21 protein-coding genes are annotated in these 24561 nt (G+C 63.6%); 6 read left to right on the forward strand and 15 right to left on the reverse strand.

Going from position 1 to position 24561, the window contains the following annotated elements; translation table 11 throughout:
* Positions 1-61: 61 nt before the first annotated feature.
* Positions 62-3094, reverse strand: a complete 3033-nt coding sequence (locus tag SPHV1_RS17045; protein ID WP_231634721.1) for a TonB-dependent receptor domain-containing protein — start codon at positions 3092-3094, stop codon at positions 62-64.
* Positions 3095-3519: 425 nt separating this feature from the next.
* The gene (locus SPHV1_RS17050) at positions 3520-6342 is read right to left on the reverse strand and encodes a TonB-dependent receptor domain-containing protein (RefSeq protein WP_054947233.1); all 2823 of its coding nucleotides are present in this window, start codon (positions 6340-6342) and stop codon (positions 3520-3522) included.
* Between the two features lie 506 nt (positions 6343-6848).
* Here SPHV1_RS17050 and SPHV1_RS17055 point away from each other — a divergent pair.
* Genes SPHV1_RS17055 through mtnP form a run of 3 tightly spaced genes read left to right on the forward strand, consistent with a single transcriptional unit; the run spans position 6849 to position 9187 of the window.
* Positions 6849-7634 carry an SDR family oxidoreductase gene (locus SPHV1_RS17055; RefSeq protein ID WP_054947234.1) on the forward strand — a complete coding sequence of 262 codons (786 nt, stop codon included), beginning with the start codon at positions 6849-6851 and terminating at the stop codon, positions 7632-7634.
* A gap of 22 nt (positions 7635-7656) precedes the next feature.
* Positions 7657-8307, forward strand: a complete 651-nt coding sequence (locus tag SPHV1_RS17060; protein ID WP_054947317.1) for a TetR family transcriptional regulator — start codon at positions 7657-7659, stop codon at positions 8305-8307.
* Positions 8297-9187, forward strand: a complete 891-nt coding sequence (gene mtnP, locus SPHV1_RS17065) for an S-methyl-5'-thioadenosine phosphorylase (protein ID WP_079729279.1) — start codon at positions 8297-8299, stop codon at positions 9185-9187. Before SPHV1_RS17060 ends, mtnP begins: the two co-directional genes overlap by 11 nt.
* A 99-nt stretch (positions 9188-9286) precedes the next feature.
* On the opposite strand, the gene SPHV1_RS17070 is transcribed toward mtnP, so the two are convergent.
* The 7 genes from SPHV1_RS17070 to SPHV1_RS17100 all read right to left on the reverse strand — a co-directional run bounded on the left by SPHV1_RS17070 (position 9287) and on the right by SPHV1_RS17100 (position 16680).
* A complete protein-coding gene (locus tag SPHV1_RS17070; protein WP_054947236.1) occupies positions 9287-10297 on the reverse strand; it encodes a type II secretion system F family protein in 1011 nt (336 codons plus the stop codon).
* A 13-nt stretch (positions 10298-10310) separates the two neighbouring features.
* Positions 10311-11282 carry a type II secretion system F family protein gene (locus tag SPHV1_RS17075; protein WP_054947237.1) on the reverse strand — a complete coding sequence of 324 codons (972 nt, stop codon included), beginning with the start codon at positions 11280-11282 and terminating at the stop codon, positions 10311-10313.
* Between the two features lie 69 nt (positions 11283-11351).
* On the reverse strand, positions 11352-12626 hold the full coding sequence (locus SPHV1_RS17080; RefSeq protein WP_054947238.1) for a pilus assembly protein CpaE: 1275 nt from the start codon (positions 12624-12626) through the stop codon (positions 11352-11354).
* 3 nt (positions 12627-12629) lie between these two features.
* Entirely contained in the window at positions 12630-13289 is a 660-nt protein-coding gene (locus SPHV1_RS17085) for a CpaD family pilus assembly protein (protein WP_054947239.1), read from the reverse strand.
* 14 nt (positions 13290-13303) lie between these two features.
* Positions 13304-14878, reverse strand: a complete 1575-nt coding sequence (locus SPHV1_RS17090) for a type II and III secretion system protein family protein (RefSeq protein WP_054947240.1) — start codon at positions 14876-14878, stop codon at positions 13304-13306.
* Positions 14878-15900 carry a Flp pilus assembly protein CpaB gene (gene cpaB, locus SPHV1_RS17095; protein WP_054947241.1) on the reverse strand — a complete coding sequence of 341 codons (1023 nt, stop codon included), beginning with the start codon at positions 15898-15900 and terminating at the stop codon, positions 14878-14880. Before cpaB ends, SPHV1_RS17090 begins: the two co-directional genes overlap by 1 nt.
* An 81-nt stretch (positions 15901-15981) precedes the next feature.
* On the reverse strand, positions 15982-16680 hold the full coding sequence (locus SPHV1_RS17100) for a prepilin peptidase (RefSeq protein WP_054947242.1): 699 nt from the start codon (positions 16678-16680) through the stop codon (positions 15982-15984).
* Positions 16681-16764: 84 nt separating this feature from the next.
* On the opposite strand from SPHV1_RS17100, the gene SPHV1_RS17105 reads away from it, so the two are divergent.
* Together SPHV1_RS17105 and SPHV1_RS17110 are read left to right on the forward strand one after the other, a co-directional pair.
* Positions 16765-17742, forward strand: a complete 978-nt coding sequence (locus tag SPHV1_RS17105; RefSeq protein WP_054947243.1) for an alpha/beta hydrolase — start codon at positions 16765-16767, stop codon at positions 17740-17742.
* Between the two features lie 65 nt (positions 17743-17807).
* Complete coding sequence (locus SPHV1_RS17110) at positions 17808-18893, forward strand: FAD-binding oxidoreductase (protein ID WP_054947244.1); 1086 nt, start codon at positions 17808-17810, stop codon at positions 18891-18893.
* An 82-nt stretch (positions 18894-18975) separates the two neighbouring features.
* Here the strand turns inward: SPHV1_RS17110 and SPHV1_RS17115 are convergent, their stop codons facing one another.
* The 4 genes from SPHV1_RS17115 to ispH are packed head-to-tail and all read right to left on the reverse strand — an operon-like array spanning position 18976 to position 22513.
* On the reverse strand, positions 18976-20151 hold the full coding sequence (locus SPHV1_RS17115) for an FUSC family protein (RefSeq protein ID WP_231634722.1): 1176 nt from the start codon (positions 20149-20151) through the stop codon (positions 18976-18978).
* Entirely contained in the window at positions 20126-20563 is a 438-nt protein-coding gene (gene rnhA / locus SPHV1_RS17120) for a ribonuclease HI (protein ID WP_054947245.1), read from the reverse strand. Before rnhA ends, SPHV1_RS17115 begins: the two co-directional genes overlap by 26 nt.
* Positions 20560-21540 carry a homoserine kinase gene (gene thrB, locus SPHV1_RS17125; protein WP_054947246.1) on the reverse strand — a complete coding sequence of 327 codons (981 nt, stop codon included), beginning with the start codon at positions 21538-21540 and terminating at the stop codon, positions 20560-20562. The genes rnhA and thrB overlap by 4 nt, the downstream gene beginning before the upstream one ends.
* Before the next feature lie 10 nt (positions 21541-21550).
* Positions 21551-22513 carry a 4-hydroxy-3-methylbut-2-enyl diphosphate reductase gene (ispH, locus tag SPHV1_RS17130; RefSeq protein ID WP_054947247.1) on the reverse strand — a complete coding sequence of 321 codons (963 nt, stop codon included), beginning with the start codon at positions 22511-22513 and terminating at the stop codon, positions 21551-21553.
* Between the two features lie 67 nt (positions 22514-22580).
* Here ispH and SPHV1_RS17135 point away from each other — a divergent pair, with 67 nt between their 5' ends.
* A complete protein-coding gene (locus tag SPHV1_RS17135; protein ID WP_054947319.1) occupies positions 22581-23243 on the forward strand; it encodes a hypothetical protein in 663 nt (220 codons plus the stop codon).
* A 45-nt stretch (positions 23244-23288) separates the two neighbouring features.
* Here the strand turns inward: SPHV1_RS17135 and SPHV1_RS17140 are convergent, their stop codons facing one another.
* Together SPHV1_RS17140 and SPHV1_RS17145 are read right to left on the reverse strand one after the other, a co-directional pair.
* Positions 23289-24068, reverse strand: coding sequence for a 1-acyl-sn-glycerol-3-phosphate acyltransferase (locus tag SPHV1_RS17140; protein WP_054947248.1), 780 nt, complete (start codon positions 24066-24068; stop codon positions 23289-23291).
* On the reverse strand, positions 24052-24489 hold the full coding sequence (locus tag SPHV1_RS17145; RefSeq protein ID WP_054947249.1) for a Fur family transcriptional regulator: 438 nt from the start codon (positions 24487-24489) through the stop codon (positions 24052-24054). The genes SPHV1_RS17140 and SPHV1_RS17145 overlap by 17 nt, the downstream gene beginning before the upstream one ends.
* Between the last annotated feature and the right edge of the window lie 72 nt (positions 24490-24561).

A 24561-nucleotide genomic window follows, 5' to 3' on the forward strand; every position in this document is an offset into this window, starting at 1 on the left:
AAAAAAAGGGGGGGGCTCCGGAAACCCCCCGCCCTTTCTGCATGTACTGGATACGTCGGGCTTACTGCGGCCCGCCGAAGATGTCTGCCATCTTCACGCGCGCTCCGACGAAGAAGAAGCGGCCCACTGCACTGACCGGTGTATTGAGGCCCGATTCGGCACCGGCATAGTTGAGCAGGGCGAACGACGGCTTCTGGTCGAACATGTTGTTCACGCCGCCGTAGAATTCAAACCGCTGCGATGCCTGGACCCGGAAGCTGAGATCGTGCGTGAAGCGCTCCTTGTACTTCAGGTACTCCGGCGCGACGATGTCGGGGGTGTTGGCAATGGTCTGACGGTCGAAGCGATAGGTGCTCGACGCGTAGTTGATCTGCCAGTCGAAGCTGACCGGGCCCTTCGCCCAGGTGAGGTCCGTGGTGATCTGGAACTTCGGCGATCCGGGCAGATAGGCCCTGTTGACGGCTTCGGCGCCCGGGATGGGGATGAACTTCAGCTCATGCAGGTAATTGCCGACGAGACGCAGGCCGAAGGTGCCGGCGCTTGCGGTCGGATGCGCATAGCTGACGGTAAAGTCGAGACCCGAGGTCTTGAAGTTCGCGACGTTGAACGGTGAAAGCGTGAAGCCGGAGATGAAGCCCGGGTTGGCGTCACCGGAACCCTGCCTTGTGATCGCACCGCAATAGATGTTGTCGAGCGATTGCTGGTCGACGCAAAGCCCGGCAAGTTGGTCGGCGCTGGCGGTGTTGATGGCATCGTCGATCTTGATGTCATACCAGTCGGCCGTCACGACAAGGCGCGGAATGAAGCTGGGCTGGATCACCACGCCTGCGGTAAAGGTCTTGGCGGTTTCCTCACGCAAATCCCGATTGGCGGTGACGAGGCCGCCAACCCGGTTGGACTGGCCGATGAAGCTGGCAGGATCGGACACGCCAAGGCTGGTCAGCAGGGCCTGGCAGTTGGCGGCGCGGTACTGGCTGCCATTCTGCACCTGCACGAAGCTGCATGGATCGTTGACCGCGAGGAAAGTCTGCGAGCTAGCCCCGAACAGTTCGGTGATGTTCGGCGCGCGAACGGCGTGCGAATACGTGCCGCGCAAGGCGATGTCGCGCACCGGCGCCCAGTTTGCGCCGATCTTCCATGCGGTGGTGGAACCCACCGTCGAATAATCGGCGAAACGGATGGCCGCGTCCACATCGAGCCGATGCGCCAGTGGCATGTCGGCAAGCAGCGGTGCGTTGACCTCCGCGAAGGCTTCCCAGACATCGAACTGGCCCTTCGAGCGACCCAGAACGTTGGTCCAGGTCAACCCCTGCTCAACGAGCGGATCGGGCACGAAGCTGCTCTTTTCCTTGCGATATTCACCGCCGACAGCAAAGCCGAGCGGGCCGCCGGGAAATTCGAACATGGACCCGGTGTTGCCGGTGATCGCACCGTTGACGACATGCTGGGTCAGCTTCGTGCGGTCGGTGGTGTCGGCGCTGATCCAGTCGATGGCTTCCTGCGATGCCACGCCTTCGCCGAAAATGTTGAGCGGGACGCAGTCGCCCGGCGAGAAGGTTACCGGCGGGATCGGCGCGCGCGTGTAGACTACGGGCTGAAAAGGAGTCCAGCCCGGCATCACATTGGCCCGGCAGGTCACGCCGCCAGCGCCATCGCTGACCGCGTCGATCGCGGCGTAGAAGCGATCGCTCAGGATGTTGCCGATGTAGTTCGCGGTAACCTTGGTCTGCCCGTAAACGTAGGAAAGATCGTAAGAAAGGTTCGGCGAAATGTCGCCCTTGGCGCCAATGACCGTGCGGATGGTCTCGCGCTCGATGTTCTCGCCGCGGCGACCGAAGTCGAAGTTGTCGCGGTTGACCATAACGCCAGCGGGCCCGAAGGGGTCGCCGAACGGACTAACGGGAAAGATGAACGGGCGGACGGCGTCCGGGATGTACGGGTTGTCGGCCTGGATGAAGAGGTAATAGTCGTAAGTCGGCTGGCCGAGGCTGAAGGATTGCGTGTTGGCGTACTTGCCTTCGGCATAGAGTGTGAAGGCGTCGCTGAAATCGAAATGCGCGACGGCGCTGACGATGTCGCGATTGGTTTCAGGCAAGAGGTCCGTACCGTAGTCGGAGACCAGGGTGCCGTCTCCACCGCGACGATAGAGATAGGGCTGCTGACCCGGCGGCGTAGGCTGAAGGATCTCGCCGGGATCGAAAGGCGTGCCCTGCGCGCCGAAGAAGTCCGGAACGCCGTCGTAGTTGACGTCGATACCGCCTTCGCGCGAGGTGTCGAAATAGTGAACGTCATCGAGCGGGACGTAAAACGGTTCGCCGCTGACGAGCTGGCCCGTCGCCGAAATCTTGTTGGGGTTGAAATAGAAACCCGTCCGGTTTGTGCCCGAATAGCGCTTGCGCTGTTGCTGGGTTAACCGATCCTGTTCTCCATGTTCCCAGGCGATGGCAAAATTGCCCCGACCCTGTGCGAAGTTGTGGCCTGCGGTAAGGGCGATCAGGCGCTGTCCGGCGTCGCCACGGCTGGAAATGCCGTTCTGGACGCGCGCTGTCACACCCTCGAAGTCCTTCTTCTGGATGAAGTTGACGACGCCGGAAACGCCGTCCGCGCCATAGATGGCCGAAGCGCCACCGGTCAGTACCTCGACACGTTCGACGAGGTCGGTCGGAATGGTGTTGATGTCGACGGCCTGAATGCCCTTGAAGGCAGCGACCTGACGCCGTCCGTCGATGAGCACGAGCGTGCGTTCGGCGCCGAGATTGCGCAGGTCCAGCAGATTGAGGCCAGTCGTGCCGATACCTGCACGATCTCCGCTGCTGTCATAGGAGCTGAAGGAATTCTGGAGCGCGGGAAGGGTCTGCAGATAGTCGGTCAGGTTGATCGTGCCGGATGCCGCGATGTCCTCGTTGGATACGGTGACCACGGGATTGGCTGCTGCCAGTTCAGGCCGTGCGATGCGCGATCCCGTGACGATGATCGGATCACCTTGCTCCGCTGCCTCGGCTGCATCCTGCGCAGAGGCGGAAGTGCCGCCAATGGCCAATGCCGCAAGGCAGATCGCACTGTGGAGTACCGCCTTGGTTGGAATCGCTTTCACAATCTTTGCCCCTCTGCTGTGATTGCCTATCGACAGCGCATTTTGATTTGACGAACCCATTTTGCAGTCGTGACGGGGACCTGCTTCTTCACATGCATCGTTTCGCGACGTTAGCTTCCCCGCCTAAGCCGCGGCACGATCTATATCGCTTCATGGTGAAGATAGTGTTGACGGAAGTGACAGGAGTGCAAGCACTCCAAACATCACTGGTCCCGAACCCAATATTTCACCATTTGTCGGATCAGAGTTGCTTCGCACATCAGGCCCGACCCGCGTTCAGCTGTGCTGCGGCAAGAGTTTCTGACGGCTTTGTGGCGTGACATGGCGTCTGGAGGACGCGCTAACCGCATTGACGCCACAAAAAAGGGAGCGGCTGACGATCTGTCAGCCGCTCCCCGATCAAGCCAATCTCATTTAGAGATTTCTCAGTATTTTGCCGTCAGGCCGACGAAGAACGTCCGACCCAGCACATCGTACACGGACGGGAACGTATTCGCCGCGTTGTACGCCGTACCACCTGCAGCCGAACCGACGATCGGCGGCTGCTTGTCGAAGGCATTCTGGATGCCGAGACGGAGCGTATACGATTCCTCCACGTTGAAATTCGCGGTGAAGTCAAAGTAGCTGACGCTGGGGATCTTGGACTTCAGAATGTCCGTTCCGGAGTCTTGCTTCACACCTCCGATGAGGCGCCAGCGACCGGCGAGATTGAAATTGTCGCCGCCGAAGGTGAGCGTTGCGGTATGCTTCCACTTGGGCATGGGAGCAAAGTTGCAGGCAAAGCCGAAGCGACCGGCACATTCGGTTTCCGGAAGGAACGATGCGCCCTGCTTCTTGTAGGTGGCCACATACGTTCCAGCCACGTTCAGGCCGACCGTGAAAGCGCCGACAGGGCGCTTATAGTCGAACTGCACGTCGACACCACGCGTCTTGCGCGATGCTGCGTTGAACTGGAACTGGTCAACGCCGAAGTCGATGCCGCCCGACAGCGAACCGCTGAGCGAGTTGCGGTGAATGGCCTGACAATACGGACTATTCGCATCCTGGATGATATTATAGCACGCATCCACGACATTCTGCGGCGAGCCGCCGAGCGTGTCGATCGCGTTGTTGATCTTGATGTCGTAGTAGTCGACCGACAGGGTCATGCCCGGGATGCTCGGCGGATTGAGCACAACGCCCATGGTGATCGTGTTGGCCTTTTCGGCCTTCAGATCGATGTTGCCGCCAGAGAAGGCATTGATCTGACCTGCGACCGGCGCAGGAATGCGGCCAATCTGACCAACCGGAGCGCCCGTTGCAATGCACAGATCGGTCAGGGTGGCGTTGCCGTTCGGATTGGTGCCAGCGCACGGATCCGTGTCGAGGTTGTCGATGCTCGATACCTTCGGAGTCGCAAGCTCATACATGTTCGGAGCGCGTACGGCCCGTTGGAACATGCCGCGCAAGCGAACACCATCGACCGGGGTCCAGTTCGCGCCTGCCTTCCAGGTGAAGACGCTGCCCACAGACGAATAGTCCGAATAGCGCGCGCCGGTTTCGAGAGTCAGTTCGCGGAATCCGGGGCGGTCGGAGACGATCGGGATCAGCAATTCGCCGTAGGCTTCCTTCACGTCGTAGCTGAACGCCGGGAAGGGAATGCCCTGACCGTAACCGATCAGATCGCCCGAAGCAAAAGCCTCGTCGATGTCAGCACGCGCCTTTTCCTTACGGTACTCAAGGCCCAGTGCAACACCGATATCCGTATCCGACCACGGAGAAATCGAACCGAAACTACCCGACAGAGCTGCGCCAGCGACCCACTGCTGCGTTACGTCGCGCTCACGGCCACTTGCCGAAATGAACGAAACGGCATCGGAAGACAGAGGAGTGGTGGTGAACAGATTGATCGGAACGCAGCCGTTGCTCGCGTCACGGCAGACGATGTCCGAACCCACCTGAACCGCGTCCAGCGCCTGTGCGACGCGGGCATAAGTGATGTCGTTGAGGTAGGCGATGTTGCGGGTCGTCTTGGCGTACTGGCCGAAGACGTCGTAACTCCAGGTAGAGGACAGATCGCCACGAACACCCAGCACGGCCTGCCACGACTCGTTGTCGTAAGTGGTCGTACGGCCACCGCTTTCGACAATGCGCCTGCGGATGTTCACCGTCGTCGATCCGTCGGCGTTGATTGTTCCAATGCCGTTGAAGAACAGATCGCGCTGCTGATCGGTCAGGTACGGGTTGTCAGGGAAGATGTTGAAGGAATAGCCGAAGGTGCCGGTCGGCGCGCTCTGGCTGTTTACCTTGCTGCGAATGTAGCTTCCGCGACCGTAAACTTCGACGCCGTCGGCCACTTCGTACTTGGCAAGGACGGTGCCGAGCCAACGCTTCTGAGGCGTGATCAGATAGTTCGGCGGGGCGTAGTTGTAGGGCTGATAGAACGGAACCAGGTCATCGCCGGCGCCGATCTGGTAATAGTCGGCATCGGTGTTCGCAAAGGTGTTGTCGAAGACGGTCGGAACGGCCGTGGAGGATCCGCCGGGCGAAACCAGATCGTCGGAGTCGAGCGCGAAGGCCGAGAACTTGCGGTCGGACTGGAAGATGAGCCCCCGCTTCAGGTAGCCGACGGAAGCAACGATGTTGCCACGGTCGCCCAGTTCCAGGCCGCCGGTCAGGTTGACGTCATAGACCGGAGCGTCGCCGCGGCTCGTCAACTGCGTCGAGCCGTCGAAGCGAAGGCCCTTGAACTCGTCGTCGAGGACGAAGTTGACAACACCGGACACGGCGTCCGAACCATAAACCGCGGATGCGCCACCGGTCAGGACATCGACGCGCTTGATCAACGCGGTCGGGATCGAGTTTACGTCGACCACGCCGTTGTAGTCGTAGGAAACCATTCGCTTGCCATCGACAAGCACGAGGGTGCGCTGATCCCCGAGGCCGCGCAGGTTCAGCGATGCCGCACCGGGGTTGCCGTTATTAACGGCAGGACCGCTTTCCGGAAGGAACTGAGGGTTCGAGGCCAGAAGGGATTCGACGCTCGGAGAGTTGAATTCCTTGAACGTGTCGCCGCTGACGACCGAAACCGGGCTGGAAGAGGTCAGGTTCGGGCTGGTAATGCGCGAGCCCGTGACGATGATGACTTCACCGGCATCGGCGTCGTCCGCAGTCGCCTCCTGAGCTTGTGCGTGGCCAGCAAGCAGAAGTGCGGAGACTGACAAGCAGGTGCCGCTCCGCAGGACGGCCTTCTTGATTGGATTTTTCACAGTTGGTGTCCCTTATTTTCGTGCGCTTGCCGATTGTGTGACCAAGCTGGGCAAGCAACCCGTTTTTGACGGCAGGCAAGAGTGTCTTCCCTTTGTCATCTGGCTTTCTTGCCCCGCCGTAACTGGCTTTCAATGGTTATCGTGGGCGGTGTGCAAATTGTGTTGCTGGCTGTGTTATCGGCGCAACAGTGCGGAATTGCGTGGGATTTGAGGCTTGTCGTGCAAATTGGAACCGACATTCGGCGATGTGTTACAGAGGATCGGTCTCGTCCATGAATTGGGCAAATTTGTTGCGTGCCAGCGGCCTGATGAGATCACTTGTTGCCATGCTGATCTGCAAGGCCTGTACGGGCCTCGGGGACTATCGCAATTTTTCCGTACGTCCGTTTGCGACCTGCCAATATCGCCGGATAATTTTCTTGCGCATTGACCAGCCGCGGCGGGCAATTTAATCGAGTGATTAAATTGCCCGCAAGGGGCCAGTGTGTGCAGGAAAAGGAAACGGCATGAAACTCGACAGGTCTGTGTCGGCGGTGGTGACCGGGGCGGCTTCGGGCCTGGGGGCGGCGACGGCGCGTGCTTTGGCGGCAAAGGGCGTCAGGGTTGCGATCTTCGACCTTAATGCCGAGGCCGGCGAGGCACTGGCCGCCGAAATCGGCGGCGTGTTCTGCGCAGTCGATGTGACGGACGATGCCAGTGTCGATGCCGGTTTCGGAAAGGCGAGGGCGGCCCATGGGCAGGAACGGGTGCTCGTCAATTGCGCCGGCATTGCGCCGGCATCCAAGACAGTCGGCAAGAACCGGGAAACCGGCGCGCCGCGTGCGCATGACATGGGTCTGTTCGAGAAGGCGATCGCGATCAACCTCGTGGGCACATTCCGCTGCATTGCCAGATCGGCCGCGGGGATGGTGACGCTCGATCCGGTGGACGAGGCGGGCTCGCGCGGGGCCATCGTCAATACCGCTTCGGTGGCGGCGCAGGACGGACAGGTCGGTCAGGCCGCCTATGCCGCGTCGAAGGGCGGCGTGCTGGCCATGACCCTGCCGATCGCGCGCGACCTGATGAACGAGGGGATCCGCGTGAACACGATTCTGCCGGGCATTTTCGAAACGCCGATGATGGCCGGGATGCCCGATCAGGTGCAGCAGGCGCTTGCGGCGATGGTTCCGTTTCCCAAACGGCTCGGAAAACCGGGGGAATATGCCGATCTAGCCCTTTTCATGCTTGAACATGACTACATGAACGGCGAAGCGGTCCGCCTGGACGGAGCGATCCGGATGGGACCGAAATGACAGTGCAGGACAGATGGGTGCGATGAAGGACCAGCCGATGGCGAAGGGTGAAAGTGAGGTCGCGGGCGTACCGCCCGGTGCCCGCGCCCTGTTGCTGGACACCGCCAGCGAGATCATGCGCGATGGCGATGTCATCGATATCTCGCTGTCCGAACTCAGCCTGCGTTCCGGTCTCAACTCGGCACTGGTGAAGTACTATTTCGGGAACAAGGCGGGTCTGCTCAAGGCCTTGCTGGACCGCGACTGGAAAGCGATCGTCACCAGCGTCGACGCGCTTGTCGCCAAGGATGGCTGGGACCCGGAAGCCAAGTTGCGCCGCCATCTGTGGAAGGTGGTCGATACCTTCTACATGGTGCCCTACCTCAATCGCCTGACGATGCGGGTTATCCGCGAAAGCGACGATACCGAAGCGCGCCGCATCGCCGACAGCTATCTCTCGCCGATGTACCGTGCCTACGAGCAACTCATCGGCGATGGGGTCAAGGCGGGCAAGTTTCGTGAAATCGATCCGCAATTATTCTACTTTACGGTGACCGGCGCGGTGGACCGGTTTTTCTCGGCGCGTCTCGTGCTCAAGCATTGCTTCGACCAGGACACGTTGACCGAAGGACTGCGCGACCGCTACCGCGAACATACGATCGACATCATCATGGCAGGCATCCTTGCGCGCTGAAAAAAGCCCCTTCTGGCATATCGGAGTGATCGGCGGATCGGGACTGGCCGCCGGCATCGACCTTGACGACGCGCAGGAGATTGCCGTTTCCAGCCCCTTCGGCGAGCCTTCCGGACCGGTCACGACCGGTCGCCTGAACGGTGTGCGCTTCACTTTCATCGCGCGCCACGGGGCAGGACACGTGCTGCCGCCCTCGCAAGTGAATTACCGCGCCAATATCGACGTGCTCAAGCGCTGCGGCGTGACGGACGTCCTCGCGCTGTCGGCCATAGGATCGTTACGCGAAGCGATGGCACCGGGGGACTTCGTGGCGGTCGACCAGTTCATCGACCGCACCGTGGGCCGCCAGAACAGTTTCTTCGGTCCCGGCATGGTTGCGCACGTCAGCCTTGCCGATCCCGTCTGCCGCCGCCTTTCCGGCATGGCGACCGCGGCGGCCCGGCTTGCCGGCGCCAGCGTCCACGAAGCGGGTTGCTACATCGCCATCGACGGGCCGCAGTTTTCGACCCGGGCGGAAAGCCTGATGTACCGTGAATGGGGCGCCGACGTGATCGGCATGACCGCGATGCCCGAAGCGCGCCTGGCGCGCGAGGCGGAATTGCCTTACGCCCTGCTGGGCATGGTCACGGACTATGACTGTTGGCGCGGTTCGGACGCGACGGTCGAAGTCTCCGAAGTGCTGGAAGTGATGAAGGCCAATGCCGAACTCGCCCGGCAGGCCGTGCGGGCGCTTGCCGCGAACCTGCCGACCCGGCGCGAACCCAGTCCCTTCGACTACGCGCTGGAACATGCGCTGGTGACGGCACCGGATCTGCGCGATCCGCAACTCGTGGCGCGGCTCGATGCCGTTGCCTGCCGGATTCTCGGCGAGGGCGCCTGATCGCAATTCGCCGGGCATTCGTTCCGCGCCGTTGCTCCATGCAAAAAGCCCCTCCACGGATCTTCCGGGAGGGGCCTTTTGTTTGCCTGCAGCCAGTCGTCAGTTGCTGCCGGGACCGCCGCCCGAGAAGGCATCGGCGATCGAGCAGGCCGCCGGGCCGAGAATGACGACGAACAGCGTCGGCAGGATGAACAGGATCAGCGGCACGGTCATGATCGCGGGCAGGCGCGCGGCCTTTTCTTCGGCGCGCATCATGCGCTCGTTGCGGAATTCGGCCGAGAGTACACGCAGGGCCGAAGCCAGCGGCGTACCGTAACGCTCGGTCTGGATCATCGTGGTGACGACGCCCCTGACCGCGTCGAGATTGACGCGCCAGGCAAGGTTCTCGAAGGCCTGTCGGCGTTCGGTGAGGAATGAAAGCTCGATCGAGGTGAGCGAGAATTCGTCGCCCAGTTCCGGATAGGCGCGGCCCAGTTCCCGGGCGACCCGTTCGAACGCCGCGTCGACGGTCAGACCGGCTTCGGCACAGATGACCAGCAGGTCGAGCGCGTCCGGGAGACCCTTGCGGATCGCGTCGGTGCGCTTGGTGATCATGTTCTGGATGAAGATGTCCGGGCCCTTGTAGCCGGCGAGAAGCGCGACGGCAAAACCGCCGAACTTCTTGAAGCTGCTCCATTCCGGAAAGTAATCGATGCCGTAGATCACGATAGCGGCGGTGACGCCCAGCACGATCGGCGCGACGAGGCGCGCAAAGACGACGGCGACCGCCCACTCCTTGTTGCGGATGCCGGCTTGCGCCAGCTTCTGCTGGATTTCCTTGAGCTGGCTGTCCTGCAGGACCTTCAGGGAGCCGAGGAAGGCGCCCATCTTGTCGGTCGTGTCGTTACGGCGAACGACGCTCTGGCGCTTGCGCGCGGTCGTGACGATGCCAGCCTTGAGCGCCTCGCGACGCTGGTTGAGCGACTTGACGCGCTTGGCCATCGGGTCGCGCACGGTGACGGCGGCATAGATGGCGAGCATCATCGCGACCGCGGCCACCGCAGCGAGCAGCGTTGCGACGAAGATGACGTCGAAGCCGAGGAGCGTCGGGCCGGATGCTTGTTGGATCATCGTTTCCAGTCCCTCAGATCTCGAAGCTGACCATCTTGGCCATGATGAAGGCGCCGATGCCCATCCAGACCATGCCGCCCAGGCCCGCAACGATCAGACGTTCGTCGATGAAGAACTCGCCGATGTAGCCCGGGTTGATCCACCAGATCATGGCGAAGACGATGAACGGCAGTGAGCCGACGATGTAGGCCGAAGCCTTCGATTCCGAACTCATCGCGCGGATCTTGAGCTTCATCTGCGCGCGCTTGCGCAGGACGTCGGCCAGGTTGGCGAGCGTTTCGGCCAGGTTGCCGCCGGTCTCGCGCTGGATGGCCAGGGTGATGCAGAAGAAGTTGAATTCCGGCATGGCCAGGCGGTCGGCGGTTTCCTGGAGGGCGTCCTCCATGGTCTTGCCGATCTTGATGCGTTCGGTGACGAGCTTGAATTCCTCGCCTACCGGACCGGGGACTTCCTTGGCGACCACGCCCAGCGTTTCGGTGACCGGAAGGCCAGAGCGAAGGCCGCGCACGAGCAGTTCGATGGCATCGGGGAACTTCACCGTGAAGGCGTTCGCGCGCCGCTTGATGAAGTGGCCGACCACTGCGTGGGGCAAGCCCGCGCCGAGGAAGAGGCCGAAGGCCAGCGAGAGGAAGAACGCACCCGACTTGAGGAAGAACACGAGGGTGACGGCAGCGGCAATGCCGACCGAAGAGTAGAGGTACTGCGACAGGGTCCAGGGCAGGCCCGAGCGGTGCAGGCGCAGGGCGAGTGCCTCGATGCGCGATCCCGACCCGGCGATGTGGTGCATCCTGGGTTTGCGCGCGGCCACGGCCTTGCGCATCTGGGCCTCGACCCGCGCTGTCGCGCTTTCCGAGTGCCTGTAGCGCAGGCTGCTCAGGCGACGCGCGGATTCCTTGGTCGGCGAAGGCCCCGAGAAAGCCGAGAAGAGGAGCACAATGAGGCTCGTCAGTCCCGCTACGACCAGTATCAGCTGAAGTGCGTTCATGCTGTCCTATGCCTTCCGCCTAGCCTGTTGCCGTGTCCCGCTCCGGAAGGTTGCCCTTCCGGCCGGGGGTCAGGCGTCGGCTGCAGCCTTCTTGCTCACCTTGTTCATGACCGACTTGATATCGAGCTTGCCGAGCAGCGACTTGGCGGCGGCCGGCGTCCCTGCGACATCGTCGCCCGCATCGGTGATCATCCGGGCGAGATCGCGGATGGCGCTGCCCGCCTTGCTGGAGCGGTTGGCATCGGCAAACGTCTGGCCGAGCTTCGCTGCCATCGATGCCGCCTTGAGGTCGTAGGGGATCGAGAGCTGGATCTTGTTCTCGATCGAGGCCTCGAAGTCCGACTTGCTGATTTCGGCAAGGCTCGATTGAACCTTGTTGGCAACGACGATCACCCGCGTTTGCGGGGCGTGCGACTTGAGCCACGAGAGCATGCGGATCGCATCGCGCGCGGAGGCCAGCGTCATTTCGGTCACCAGGACCACGACGTTCACATCGGCGATGAGCTGCGGAAAGTTGATCAGCATGTTGCGCGGCATGTCGATGACGGTCATCTCGAATGCCTGGCGGAATTCTTCCTCGAGTTGCACGAAAGCAGCCCCGTCCGTCATCAGCGGCGCGTTGATCGGCGCTTCTGCCGACAGGATCGCGAGATTGTCGTTCGCGCGGATCATGGCGCGTTCGATGAACAGACCGTCGATGCGGCTGGGGTTCTCGATCGCGTCGGTCAACCCGCGGCCGGGCTCCAGGTCGAGGCTCAGCGCGCCGGTGCCGAAGTGAATGTCGAGGTCGAGCAGCGCGGTCGGCAGCTTGTGGTCGGCGCTGAACAGCCAGGCCAAGGAAGTCGCCAGCGTCGAGGCACCGACGCCGCCGCGCGTACCGATGACGGCGGTTGCGATGTGCTGGCGCGCGGCGCCTGCGTCATGGCTTTTGGGCGCGGAGAACACCGCCTGCGCCTGCGCGAGGGAATCGCGAACCTGTGCCGGCGAAAGCGGCTTGAGCAGGTAGTCGTGAATGCCGCTGGCAATGAGGTCGCGATAGAGGCGAACGTCGTTCACCTGACCGACTGCGATGACGATCGTGCCCGGCTCGCACACTTCGGCAAGGGCATTGATGTCGTTGAGCGGGTCGCCGCTCTCCGACAGGTCGACCATCAGGATGTTCGGGCTGGCCGTAATCGAAAGCGACTGGACGGCATTGCGCAGGCCGCCCTTGTTGCACTTCTCCGGCTGCCAGCCCATTTCCATCGCGATCGGGCGCAGGGCGTCGAGCGAGGCTTCGTCGCACAGGTAGGCGGCGAACTGGTCACGTCCGTTGGGGCTCCCGGATTTCCAGTGAGCGTTCATGGTTCAGTTCCCACTCTTGCTTGAAGTGTTGCGAAGGCCGCTGGCGCCGGTCGGTTGCGCCTCGCGGTAGGTTTCGATGGCCTTTGACGAGCTCATGACCGTCGTTTCGCCGGTCGAGGTCGCGCCGCGCAGCAGGTCTTCGGGATTGGCAATCATCGCGGCGAGGTTGGAATTGGTCGCGCAGCCGTAGTTGCTGCTCAGGCCATTGGCGGGATTGGCGTCGCTCTTGGCCGACCAGTCCGGGCATCCCGGGACGCTGGCCTTGGTGCGGGCGATGACCACGCGCGCCGTTCCGGCCGGGACGTAGCCCTCGGTGACGGGTGCCGCCTCGCTCAGGAGCAGGCCGTAGCGCGAAGCGACCGCCTCGATCGCCGAGCGGGTAGAGGAATTGGCGGCCGGATCGTCGACATAGACCTTGTCGCCGTACTTCGCGCCCATCGCTTCGAACCAACCGGCAAGGCGCTGCTGTTCGCCATAGGCAAGGCCGGAGCCGCCGGTGGAGACATCGAGCGTGTAGTTGACCTTCTCGACGATCGGCTGGTGGATGCTGTTCATCGAGCGGTTGGACGGAATGCCGCCGCACCCTGCAAGGCCGAGCCCGAGTGCCAGAGCGAGGGCAGTGCCGGCGACGCGGCTGGCGAATGCCATGTTCGGTTTGTGCATCGTCACTACCTTTCTCACTTCAGGGTGAAGCCGGGCCTGGCGGAGTCGTCAGACGCGGTGCGCTTCGACTTCTTCTTCGACTTGCCGCTGCCCGACGCATCGCCGATGCCCGGACCGTCGACCGCCGAGGGCGACTGCGTTGGCTGGGGCGGCTTGGCTTCGCTGACGCCGTCGCTGGCCATGTTGCCGAGCAGGCGCTGCAGTTCGTTGGGAGCCTGGAAGCCGTCGGTCGGCAACGCGATCTGGTTCGCATCGACCGGATTGACGAGATACGGGGTGACGACAATCACCAGTTCGGTCTCGCCGCGCTTGTAGCTTGTCGACCGGAACAATGAGCCGAGGATCGGCAGGTCGCCTGCACCGGGCATCTTGGTGATCGTGTTCTGCGAGTTGTTGCTGAGCAGTCCCGCGATCATGAAGCTCTGTCCGGAGCCCAGTTCGATGGTCGTTTCGGTGCGGCGGGTGGTGAGCGCCGGAACCTCGAAGTTGTTGAGCACGATCGCGCCCTGGCTCGAGAGTTCCGAGACTTCCGGACGCACCCGGATCGAGATGCGGCCGTTCGCGAGCACGGTTGGGGTGTAGCTGAGGCTGACGCCGTATTTCTTGTATTCGATCGAGGTCGAGCCAAGGCCCTGGCTGATCGGGATCGGGAACTCGCCGCCTGCGAGGAACTCGGCGGTCTCGCCGGAAAGCGCGGTCAGGTTCGGCTGCGCCAGCGTCGTGACGAGGCCCACGGTCTCACCCGCATCGAGCGCGCCGAGAATGTTGAGGCCGAGCAGCTTGCCCGTACCGCCAAGGGTTGTGCCCGTGGCTGTGTTGACGATGTCCGAGCCGCCTGCAGGGGCCTTCACGTTGCCTACGCCAAGGGGGCCACCGGGCGTGAACTGCGAGCCGACGACACTGCCTTGTCCGAGGCCGAATTTGAAACCGCCTGTGCTGTCGGTTGTCGCCCACCTGACGCCCAGCGACTTGGCCAGCGAGCGGCTGACTTCGGCGATGCGCACCTGCAGGTTGACCTGCAGAGGCGTGGCCATGCGCAGGCGGCTGATCACGTTCGACTTCTCGCCGACATAGGCCTGGACGAGGCGTTCTGCCTCTGAGGCGTCTTCCGGCGTCTTGACCGTGCCCGTCAGCAGGAAGGTGTTGGAGCCCATCGTCGAGACGCCGATCTTGGCCTCGGGCATGGCCAGGCGCAGCATGTCGTCGACGCTGTCGAGGTTGGAGCCGACGCGGATATTGGCCGACCAGATGACGGCGCCTGCCGCGTTGCTGGCATAGACCGTGGTCGTCCCGCCGGCCTTGCCGAAGACGTAGAACTGGTTGCGCGACTTGACCTGGACGTCGGCGACCGCCTCATTGGCGACGAAGACGTCGGTCATCGTGCCGGGCACGTTGATGAGCTGTCCGTTGCCGATCGAAAGCGAGATGTCCTGCGCCGGGCGGACCACCGACTGGGCAACGGCAGGTGCCGGGACGGCGAGGGCCAGCGGCGACAGGGCGCAGGCGGCACTCAACACGGACTTGAGAAGGCGCTGTTTCATGACCTTGCCCTTCGTGGCAGAGAAATCGATTGCGGATTGGGTCGCCATTACTTGGCTCCCACGACTTCTTCAGTGGTGGTCTTGCCGCGGGTGACACGAACGACCGGCCCGGTGCGGACCGGAGCGGCGTCCGAAACCGGACCGCGGTTGGAGAAAGCGACGGCCATGGCGTTGCTGCGCGTGGCGCGTTCGTCGGCTGTCATCGGGCGGCTCGAACGCTGGAAGCGGGAGACGTCGCCGCCGGTGACGTATGTGGTGTTGCCTTCGATCGGGCGTTCCATCGCCTGGCGCACGAGCTTGTTTTCCTGCTCCTTGGTCGCGCCTTCGGGAACGTTGACTTCGCCGTTGGCGAGGATGCGTTCGAATTCGCCCTGGCTGTCGGCGATCGAGCGCAGCGAGAGGCTGAGCGTGCCGATTTCCTGGGCTACGGCGACCTTCTCGGCGATGCGCGGAGTTACTTCGATGGTGACGGTGCGGAACGCCTTCACCACGGTCTTGCCGTCGACGACCTCGTTGTCGGTGGTCTGGTCGGTGGCGAGGACGCGCAGGTTGCGCAGGATCGTTTCGGAAGTGCGCAGGGGATCGCCTTCGCCCTTGACCTGCTGGGTCAGGACGAGGTCGACGCGGTCACCCGGAAAGACGAAGCCGCCGACCCCGGTCTTGGCCGAGACCGGAATGGTCACGGCGCGCATGCCCGGGCCAAGCGCGGCGGCGAGGAAGCCGCGGTCGCCCGGCGCGACGAGCGAGCCCTGGGTGACGGGCTGGCCGGCAGTGAGCGGGAAGCGCACGACGGTGCCGAGCAGCTTCGACATGTCGGCTTCGCCATCGATGAAGTAAGCGTCCTTCACCAGTTCCGAAGGCCAATCCTGGAAGGAGATGGCATCGGCGGTGATGATGGTTCCCACCGGCAGGGCGCGCTGTGCGACAAGGACCTTGGGTCCCGTCGGCGCGGCCGGCGCGGCATCGGCTTGCGGCGCGGAGGCGCCTGCAAACATCGAACGGGCGACGAAGGCCGTCCCCGCTGCGACGAGCAGCGCGACAACCAGCAGCACCAGCTTCTTCTTATCCATGGCTCTGAAGCCCCCTAGAAATCCCCGAGTAGTTGTCCTCAACATCGGGTGAATTGGTTAAAATGAGGTTCATCCAAGAATTCAGCTCAACAGGGCCGCCGAATAGGCTTGCTCGCTAAGTACCCAGAGGCCTGCGAGCGAAATGGCGACGCCATAGGGAATCGGCAGGCGAGACTTCTGCCTGCGCAGCATGTGACGGAACCCGAATGCGAAGAATGCAAGCACGGCGACGATGGCGAGAGCGATCGTCCAAGGCTGCGGCAGGAAGCTGCCCACGGTCGCCAGCGTCTCGGGATCGACCAGCGGCTGGCGTGTCGCCATGGCATAGACGAACAGGCAGGCGCACCAGACCCAGGCGATCGCCGTCACGCCCGCCAGCACGTCGCGCACGACTTCGCCGGGCACGCGGCGCATGTTGAAGAAGGCCATCGCCACCGAAGCGCCGCCGCCGATCACGCCCATCATGACGATGAGCTGGACGAAGGCGGCCGGGCTGAACCAGAAGGCGAGGGCGGTCAGCAGTTTCACGTCGCCGCCGCCCATCTGGCGCATGGCGAACAGGAAGCAGGTGACGATGAAAGTGAGAACGGCGAGGCCGAGCTGGAAGCCGACATCGGCCCAGCCATATCCAGCCGAATACCACCAGACGGGCGCGCAAAGTGCGATGGCCGCGTTCAGCCAGTTGTCGATCTCACGCCGCTTTACGTCGGTATAGGCGGCATAAAGCAGTGCAGTTGCCAATGCAGCCAGCAATGCGTACGAAAAATACCCGCCTTGCATGTAGTGGTCCCCCTGATCGGGAACCGCTCTACCGATTATCACTTATCAAATAGTAACCAAGCCGCTGAGGCCGGAATTAGCCAAGTGACCGTTGCACAGACCTGCCCGACCCCATCCAGCGCCCGGCGGGAGATCCCTGTTGCGGCCCGCGAGAGCTGGTGGACCACCCCCGATGGAACGCGGCTTCGCCGCATCGACTGGCCGGCCCCTCGGGCGGAGCAGGCACGCGGTTCGATCCTGTTCATGCCGGGGCGCGGCGATGCCTACGAGAAGTGGCTCGAGTCCCTGGACGAATGGCATGGCGAAGGCTGGGAAGTCACCTCGGCGGACTGGCGCGGACAGGCGCTGAGCGGCCGTCTGGGCGCCGACGCGCTGACCGGACACATCGACGACTTCTCCATCTGGATCAACGACCTGACAGCGCTGTGGGACGAGTGGCGCGCACGCACGCCGGGCCCGCATGTGCTTGTCGCCCATTCGATGGGCGGCCATCTTGCGCTTCGTGCGGTTGCCGAGGGCAAAGTGCGGCCCGATGCGCTGGTGCTGTCCGCGCCGATGCTGGGCCTGCTGCCCGATCGCGTGCCCAGTTTCGTGCTGCATCAGATTGCGAAAGTGATGGTCCGGATCGGCGATCCGCGGAGCCCTGCATGGTCGGGCGACGAGAAGCCCGAACTCATCCATCGTGCCCGTAACCTGCTGCTGACCCACGATGCCTCGCGCTACGAAGACGAACAGTTCTGGCGCCGCGAACGTCCCGCAATCACCATGGGCGCGGCCAGCTGGGGCTGGATCGAACGCGCGCTCGACTCGATTCGCGGGTTCGAAAAGGCAGGCGCGCTGGAGGCCGTGCAGGTGCCGGTGCTTCTGCTGGGAACGACGCAGGATCGCCTTGTTTCGTGGCGCGCCATTGCGCGGGCGGCAAAGCGCCTGCCGGGCGGCAAGCTGATTACTTTCGGTTCGGAATGCCGCCATGAAATCCTGCGCGAACGCGATCCGGTGCGCGAAAGGGCGCTGGCCGAGATCCGCAAGTTCCTGGACCGCGTCGCGCCTGCCTGCCGGTAACGCAATGCAAGTTGCATAAAAACCGGTTCACAGGCTTCGCCGCAATGCTTTAGGGGCTCCCGGCAATGGACGCGCGTTACGATATCGTGATTGTCGGGGCCGGTATGGCCGGCGCCTCGCTTGCCGCGGCAATCGGGACGCGCGCGCGCATACTCGTCGTCGAGGGCGAGGATCGGCCCGGTTATCACACCACTGGGCGTTCTGCCGCCTTCTGGGCCGAAAGCTATGGCGGCCCCGGTGTGCAGCCGTTGACCAGCGCATCCGGCCCGATCCTGCGCAAACTGGGCATGCTTACGCCGCGTACGGCGGTGACCCTGGGGAGGACCGGACAGGAGCGCGAGGTCGAAGCCTTCGCCGAGACCTACCGGGCGATCGGCGTGGAAGTCGAACTGCTCGACCGGGCCGGGATGGAAGCGCGGGTTCCGCATCTGCGCGAAGGCTGGACCTGCGCCGCACTTGAGCCGAGCACCTGCGACATCGACGTCGGGAGCCTGCACCAGCATTACCTCACGCAGGCGCGCAAGTCGGGGGTCGAATTGCGGTGCAGGGCGGGTCTCGCCGAAGCGAGTCGCGATGGCTCGGGCTGGACGCTGAAACTGGCCGACGGGCAAGAGGTCCGGGCGGCGATCCTCGTCAACGCGGCAGGCGCGTGGGCCGATCCGGTGGCCCGGATTGCCGGACAGCGGCCTCTTGGCATCACGCCCTACCGCCGCACGGTCGTGCAGCTTGCGGTGACACCGGAAGTGCCCGGCGACCTCCCCCTTGTGCTCGACATTTCCGGCAGCTTCTACTTCAAGCCCGAAAGCGGGCGCCTCTGGCTCAGCCCGCATGACGAGACGCCGAGCCGCCCTTGCGATGCCGCGCCCGAAGAGATCGACGTGGCGCTTGCGATCGATCGCTTCGAACAGGTGGTCGACTGGCCGGTCCAGCGGCTCGAGCATCGCTGGGCCGGATTGCGCAGCTTTGCCCCGGACCGGTTACCGGTCTACGGCTTCGCCAGCGATGACTCCGCCTATTTCTGGTTCGCGGGCCAGGGTGGCTTCGGCATCCAGACCGCGCCTGCCGCCGCCGAACTGGGCGCGCGCCTGCTTTTGGGCAAGACCGGGGGCGCGGTCGATCCTGGGCCTTACGCCCCGACGCGCTTCGCCTGAACGCCACGCATTTATGGGCAGGGCTTTGGCCTTGCCTTGGCGATCCGGAATGGCTCAGGTGTCGGGATCTGCCCTGCTGGAGCTACTCGCCATCGCTGGGCGCGGTCCCGTGTTCGCCGGGCGCCTTGCGCGGCGCAATCAGGTGCCAGGCCAGCAGCACCGGCTCGAGCACCATCATGCCGATAAATACGCTCACCAGCCGCGTAACTGCGGGTGCGATGGCGACGTTTTCGTAGCTGTCCGGGATCAGTACGATGAGCACGGTCAGGGTGAACTGCAGACCGATATAGGTGACGCTGGGCAGGCCATTCTCGATATGGCGGCCGAGCACGATGCCGAGGCAGGTCCCCGCGATGAGCAGCGCGGGACTGCCGTGGGCAATGGCCAGCACACCCAGTGCAAGCGCGCCGCCCGCAAGACTTCCCAGCGCGCGGTGGAACAGGCGCCGGGTGACGGGGACGAAGCCGCTCGGGCCGATGCCCGAGACCGGCACGATCATGACAAAGATGATCGTAATGCCTGCCTGGACCATTTCGCGCAGCCCGAGGACGGCGTGAAGTGCCGGCAGGGCGGCAAGCGCCAGGCCTGCCTGTGCGGCATGGCGCGCGGCCACCGGGTTCCAGGTGATGCGCTGGGGTTTGTCAGGCTTGAAGCCCAGCCACTTCTGGCGGGCGAGCAGGGCCGCTGCGATGCTGACGATCGTACATGCCGCTGTCCCCGCGCCGACTTCGAGCAGGCGGGTATGCGCAAAATCGAGGGTGTCCAGTCCGGGCCGTTCCAACTTGTCGAGCAGGATCATTTCGAAAGTGAGGCCGAAAAGCAGCCATGCGTAGGCGCGCCGGGCGGTCAACATGCCATAGAGCCCGAGCGCGCCGATCACACCCGCACAGACCATGGCCAACGGCAGTGACTCTTCCGCAAAGGGGACCAGAAAGACCGCAAGCAGGATGCCGATCGAGGTGCCCACCATGCGCAGGACACCGCGCAACAGGGTTTCCCCGACATCGCTCTTGAGCAGGACGAATGCCGAGAAGGCGGCCCAGGCGATCATCTTCGCGCCGATCAGGTGGGCAAAGACGATGGCGAGCAGCACGGATGCCACGCAGGCCCATTCGTCTGCCATGCGCGGCCCGGGGGTGATCAGGGCACGCAGCTCGTCGCGAATTCGTGCGTTGGTTCGGGCAAGCAGGCCGGCAGAACCGGCATCGGCAGTGTCGGGCAGGGTTTGTGTCCTAGTTTCCTGCGGACTGGGCGGCATCGCTCGCCAACTTGTCTACCCGTTCGTTCTCGACATGGCCGGAATGGCCGCGCACCCATTGCCAGTGGACCTTGTGGCGCGCAACCGCCTCGATCAGTTCGTGCCACAGGTCGGCATTGCGGACGGGCTGCTTGCTTGCGTTGACCCAGCCTTTCTTGCGCCAGCCTTGGACCCACTTGGTCATGCCGTCGATAACGTACTTGCTGTCGGAGTGGATCACCACTTCGCAAGGCTCGATGAGGGCGTTCAGGCCCTTGATGACCGCAGTCATCTCCATGCGGTTGTTGGTGGTCTCCGGATCGCCGCCGGACATTTCCTTTTCGTGGGGCCCCATGCGCAGCAGAACGCCCCAGCCTCCGGGGCCGGGATTGCCCTTGCAGGCACCGTCGGTGAAGATGTCGATCCGCTTCATCGCGCGAAGATCCCTTCGTTGACGGGATCGGCATAGAACTGCAGGCGACGGGCGAAAGCCATCGGGTCCTTTGGCGTCACCAGCGCATCGTCCGGCGTGTTCATCCAGTCGTAGGCGCGCGTGGCAAGGAAGCGCATCGCTGCCGCACGGGCGAGGATCGGCAGGGCTGCACGCTCTTCCGGCAGCAACGGGCGCACCGTTTCGTAGCCCTCCAGCAATGCGACCGACAGCTCGGGTCGGAACGCGGTTCCGTCTGCGTTGAAGCACCATGCGGCGTGAGTCACGGCAATGTCGTAGGCTGTCACGTCGGTGCAGGCGAAGTAGAAGTCGATGAGACCGGTAACCCTGTCGCCCAGCATCAGTACGTTGTCGGGAAACAGGTCGGCGTGGATTACGCTGCGCGGCAGGTTCGAAGGCCAGTGCGACGCTATCAGCGGCAGTTCGTGCTCGACGAGGCGTGCAAGGTCCGGGTCGATCGATTCCAGCCCGTCATGGCCGCATGCGCCCAGCAGTTCCTGCCAGGCCGCCAGTCCCATTGAATTTTCGCGTGCATCGGGAAAGTCCGTTGCCGCAAGGTGGACCTGCGCCAGTGCCGCGCCCACGGCACGGGCCTGTCCGGCGGTGGGTTCGCTGACCGAGACCCCGGGCAGGAATTCGATCAGCGCCAGCGCCTTGCCTTCGTGCAGGCGATAGCTGGCACCGTTGCGATCGTGAATCGTGCGCGGCACCGGGCATTGCTTGGCCGCAAGGTGATCGAGCAGGCCGAGGAAGAACGGCAGGTCCGAAACGTCGGTGCGCGTTTCGTACATCGTCAGGATGAAGCGGTGGGCCTCGCCCTTCGCGTCCTGAGTCTCGATCAGCCAGTTGCTGTTGGACACGCCTTCCGCGATGCCCTTTGCCGAAATCAGCGTGCCGACGTCGAAGGCCGCGACGATGCCGGCCATGTCCTCAGCTCCGAGGCGGGTATAGACTGCCATGACCGGTCCCTCAGCGCACGAGCTGGCGCGGAAGCTTGAAAGTGATGTGCTCCTTTTCGGTCACCACTTCTTCCTGATCGACCTGCCGCAGTTCCTTGAGGCGGGCGATGACTTCGTTGACCAGTTCCTCGGGCGCGGACGCGCCGGCGGTGATGCCCACGGTCTCGACGCCATCGAGCCAGCGCGGATCGATGTCGGTGGCGCGCTGGATCAGCTGCGCACAGGCCCCGGCACGCTGGGCGACCTCGACGAGGCGCAGTGAGTTGGAACTGTTGGGCGCGCCGATCACGAACATCAGCTGACACTTGGGTGCCACTTCCTTGACCGCTGCCTGGCGGTTGGAAGTCGCGTAGCAGATGTCCTCGGCCTTGGGCGCAACGACCTGCGGGTAGCGTTCCTGGATTGCGGCGATGATCTGCGCGGTATCGTCGACCGAGAGCGTCGTCTGCGAGAGGTAGGAAAGTTCGTCCTGCGGGCCGAAGGGCAGGCGCGCGACGTCCGCGACGGTTTCCACCAGCGTCATGTTGCCTTCGGGAACCTGGCCGAAGGTACCGATGACTTCGGGGTGTCCGGCATGGCCGATGAACAGGATGTGGCGTCCGGCCTCGATCTGGCGTTCGGCCTGGCGATGGACCTTGCTGACCAGCGGGCAAGTGGCGTCGAGCCATTCCAGCCCGCGCTCGGTAGCCTTGGCCGGCACCGACTTGGGAACGCCGTGCGCGCTGAAGATTACCGGGACCCCGTCGGGTACGTCGTCGACGGTCTCGACGAAGACCGCGCCCTTGGCCTTGAGCCCATCGACCACGAACTTGTTATGGACGATCTCGTGTCGGACATAGACGGGCGCGCCGTAGATCTCGAGCGCGCGCTCGACGATCTCGATGGCGCGGTCGACTCCGGCGCAGAATCCGCGCGGGGCAGCGATAAGGAGCCGCAATGGCAGCTTGCTCGTGGACGGAAAGGGGGCATTCATGTTGCCGCCTCTAGCGCTTTGCCGCTTGCATCGCTAGGGCAAGCGCATGCCATTCGAGGAAGCCAAGATGAATGCACGCCGATTGACTGCCACAATTCTCTGCTCCGCCGCCGCGCTGACCGGGCTCAGCGGTTGTGCCAAGAAGGGTGAGATCGTGGTCGACTCCGGCGTAGGCATCACCGCGGTGCGCAGCCGCTGCCCGGCCGTGGGTATTCCCAACTACACCGGCGATGTGACGCTGTTCCGCAATGCCGGCGATCGCACGGCGGCAAACCTCGACGTCGTTGCGGCGATGACCGACGTGCGCAGCCAGTGCAACGAGGAAGTGGGTGACAAGGTTACGGCGAACGTCAGCTTCCAGGTCCTTGCCAACCGTACCGACACGAGCGGTGCGCGTCAGGTGACGCTGCCTTACTTCGTGACTGTCCTGCAGGGCGGCACTTCGGTGATTTCCAAGCGAGTCGGCAGCGTGACGCTCAACTTCGCGGACGGGCAGGCCCGCGCGCAGGCGCAGGGCACCGGCATTGCCTACATCGATCGCGCTGCTGCAACCCTGCCGCCGGAAATCCGGGACCAGATTACCCGCAAGCGCAAGGCGGGCGAAAGCGATGCTGCGCTCGATCCGCTGGCGGACCCGACCGTCAAGGCTGCGCTGGCGCGCGCCTCGTTCGAAGTGCTGGTTGGCTTCCAGCTCGACGACAGCCAACTCGCCTACAACGCGACCCGCTGATTTCCAGGCATCGGTAAAGCGACCGGGCGGGGCGCCAGGCTCCGCTCAGTCCTTTTGCATGACGGCATCGATTCGCGCGCGCGCGGCGCGGGCGATTGCCTTGCGGTCGGTGCGTTCCTCCCCGAGCAGCGGGGGCAGGAAATGGATGGTGAGCGGTATCGGTCGCCACCGCGCCAGGATTTTCATGGCATTGGCAAGGCCCGGCTCGCTGCCGACCCAGGCGACGTCCTGCACGCGCGGGCCATAGTCGAGCCAGACCGGCTGGACCGGCACGTGTTCGGTGTCGGCATCGATCGCGGAGAGCAGCGAGGACTTGAAGGGCAGCAACTGGGTGCCATCGCCCGTCGTGCCTTCCGGAAAGATCGTCAGCGCGCCGGTGTCGTGCAGGGCCTCGCGCACCTGATGGACCTGGGCCGCGACGCTGCGGCGGTCGTGCCGGGCGATGAAGACGGTATCGTTCATGGCACACAGCCAGCGTAGCGGGCCGATCGAAGCCAACCCGTCATGCGCTACGAAGGCGGACCCGGTGACGCCTGCAATGGCGGGAATGTCCAGCCAGCTCACATGGTTGGCGAGGAAGAATGCGCTGGGAGCAGGGTGTTCGCCGGTTGTCTTCAGGCGCAGACCGACAACGGCTGCTACGAGCCTGAGGAACAGCCGGGGTGCCGGGTTGGCCGCAGTGAAGGGTAAGCAGAGGTAATAGAGTGGGACGCATGTCACCACGCAAGCCAGCAGGAGAGCGATCCGGCAGGCAATCAGGACCCAGCCCAGCGGCGCAATGCGCTGGCGGTGGGCCAGGTCCGAGATGTTACTTGCGGACTTCACCGTCCTCGCGGTCGATCCTGACGCCGAACAGTTCCATGCGGTGATCGACAAGCCGGAAACCCAGCTTCTCGGCGATCTGGCGTTGCAGGGCTTCCAGTTCCGGGTCGACGAATTCGATGACCGCGCCTGTTTCGACGTCGATCATGTGGTCGTGGTGGGCTTCGGGCGCAGCTTCGTAACGGGCGCGTCCGTCACCGAAATCGTGGCGATCGAGGATGCCCGCTTCCTCGAACAGGCGAACGGTGCGGTAAACCGTGGCAATCGAAATGCCCGGGTCGATGGCCGTGGCGCGATCGTGGAGTTTCTCCACATCCGGGTGATCGGTACTTTCGGAAAGAACTTTTGCAATGACTCGGCGCTGATCGGTGATCCGAAGACCACGTTCATGACAAAGAGCTTCGAGGTCGATGGGTTGGTGCACGTGTGACCTGTCAAAATAAGTAGGGCGCACCGGCCACGTTAGGCCGATGCGCCCGGAATCTCAACCGTGAGT

It is taken from the genome of Novosphingobium sp. KN65.2, assembly GCF_001368935.1.
Classification (GTDB): Bacteria; Pseudomonadota; Alphaproteobacteria; order Sphingomonadales; family Sphingomonadaceae; genus Novosphingobium; species Novosphingobium mathurense.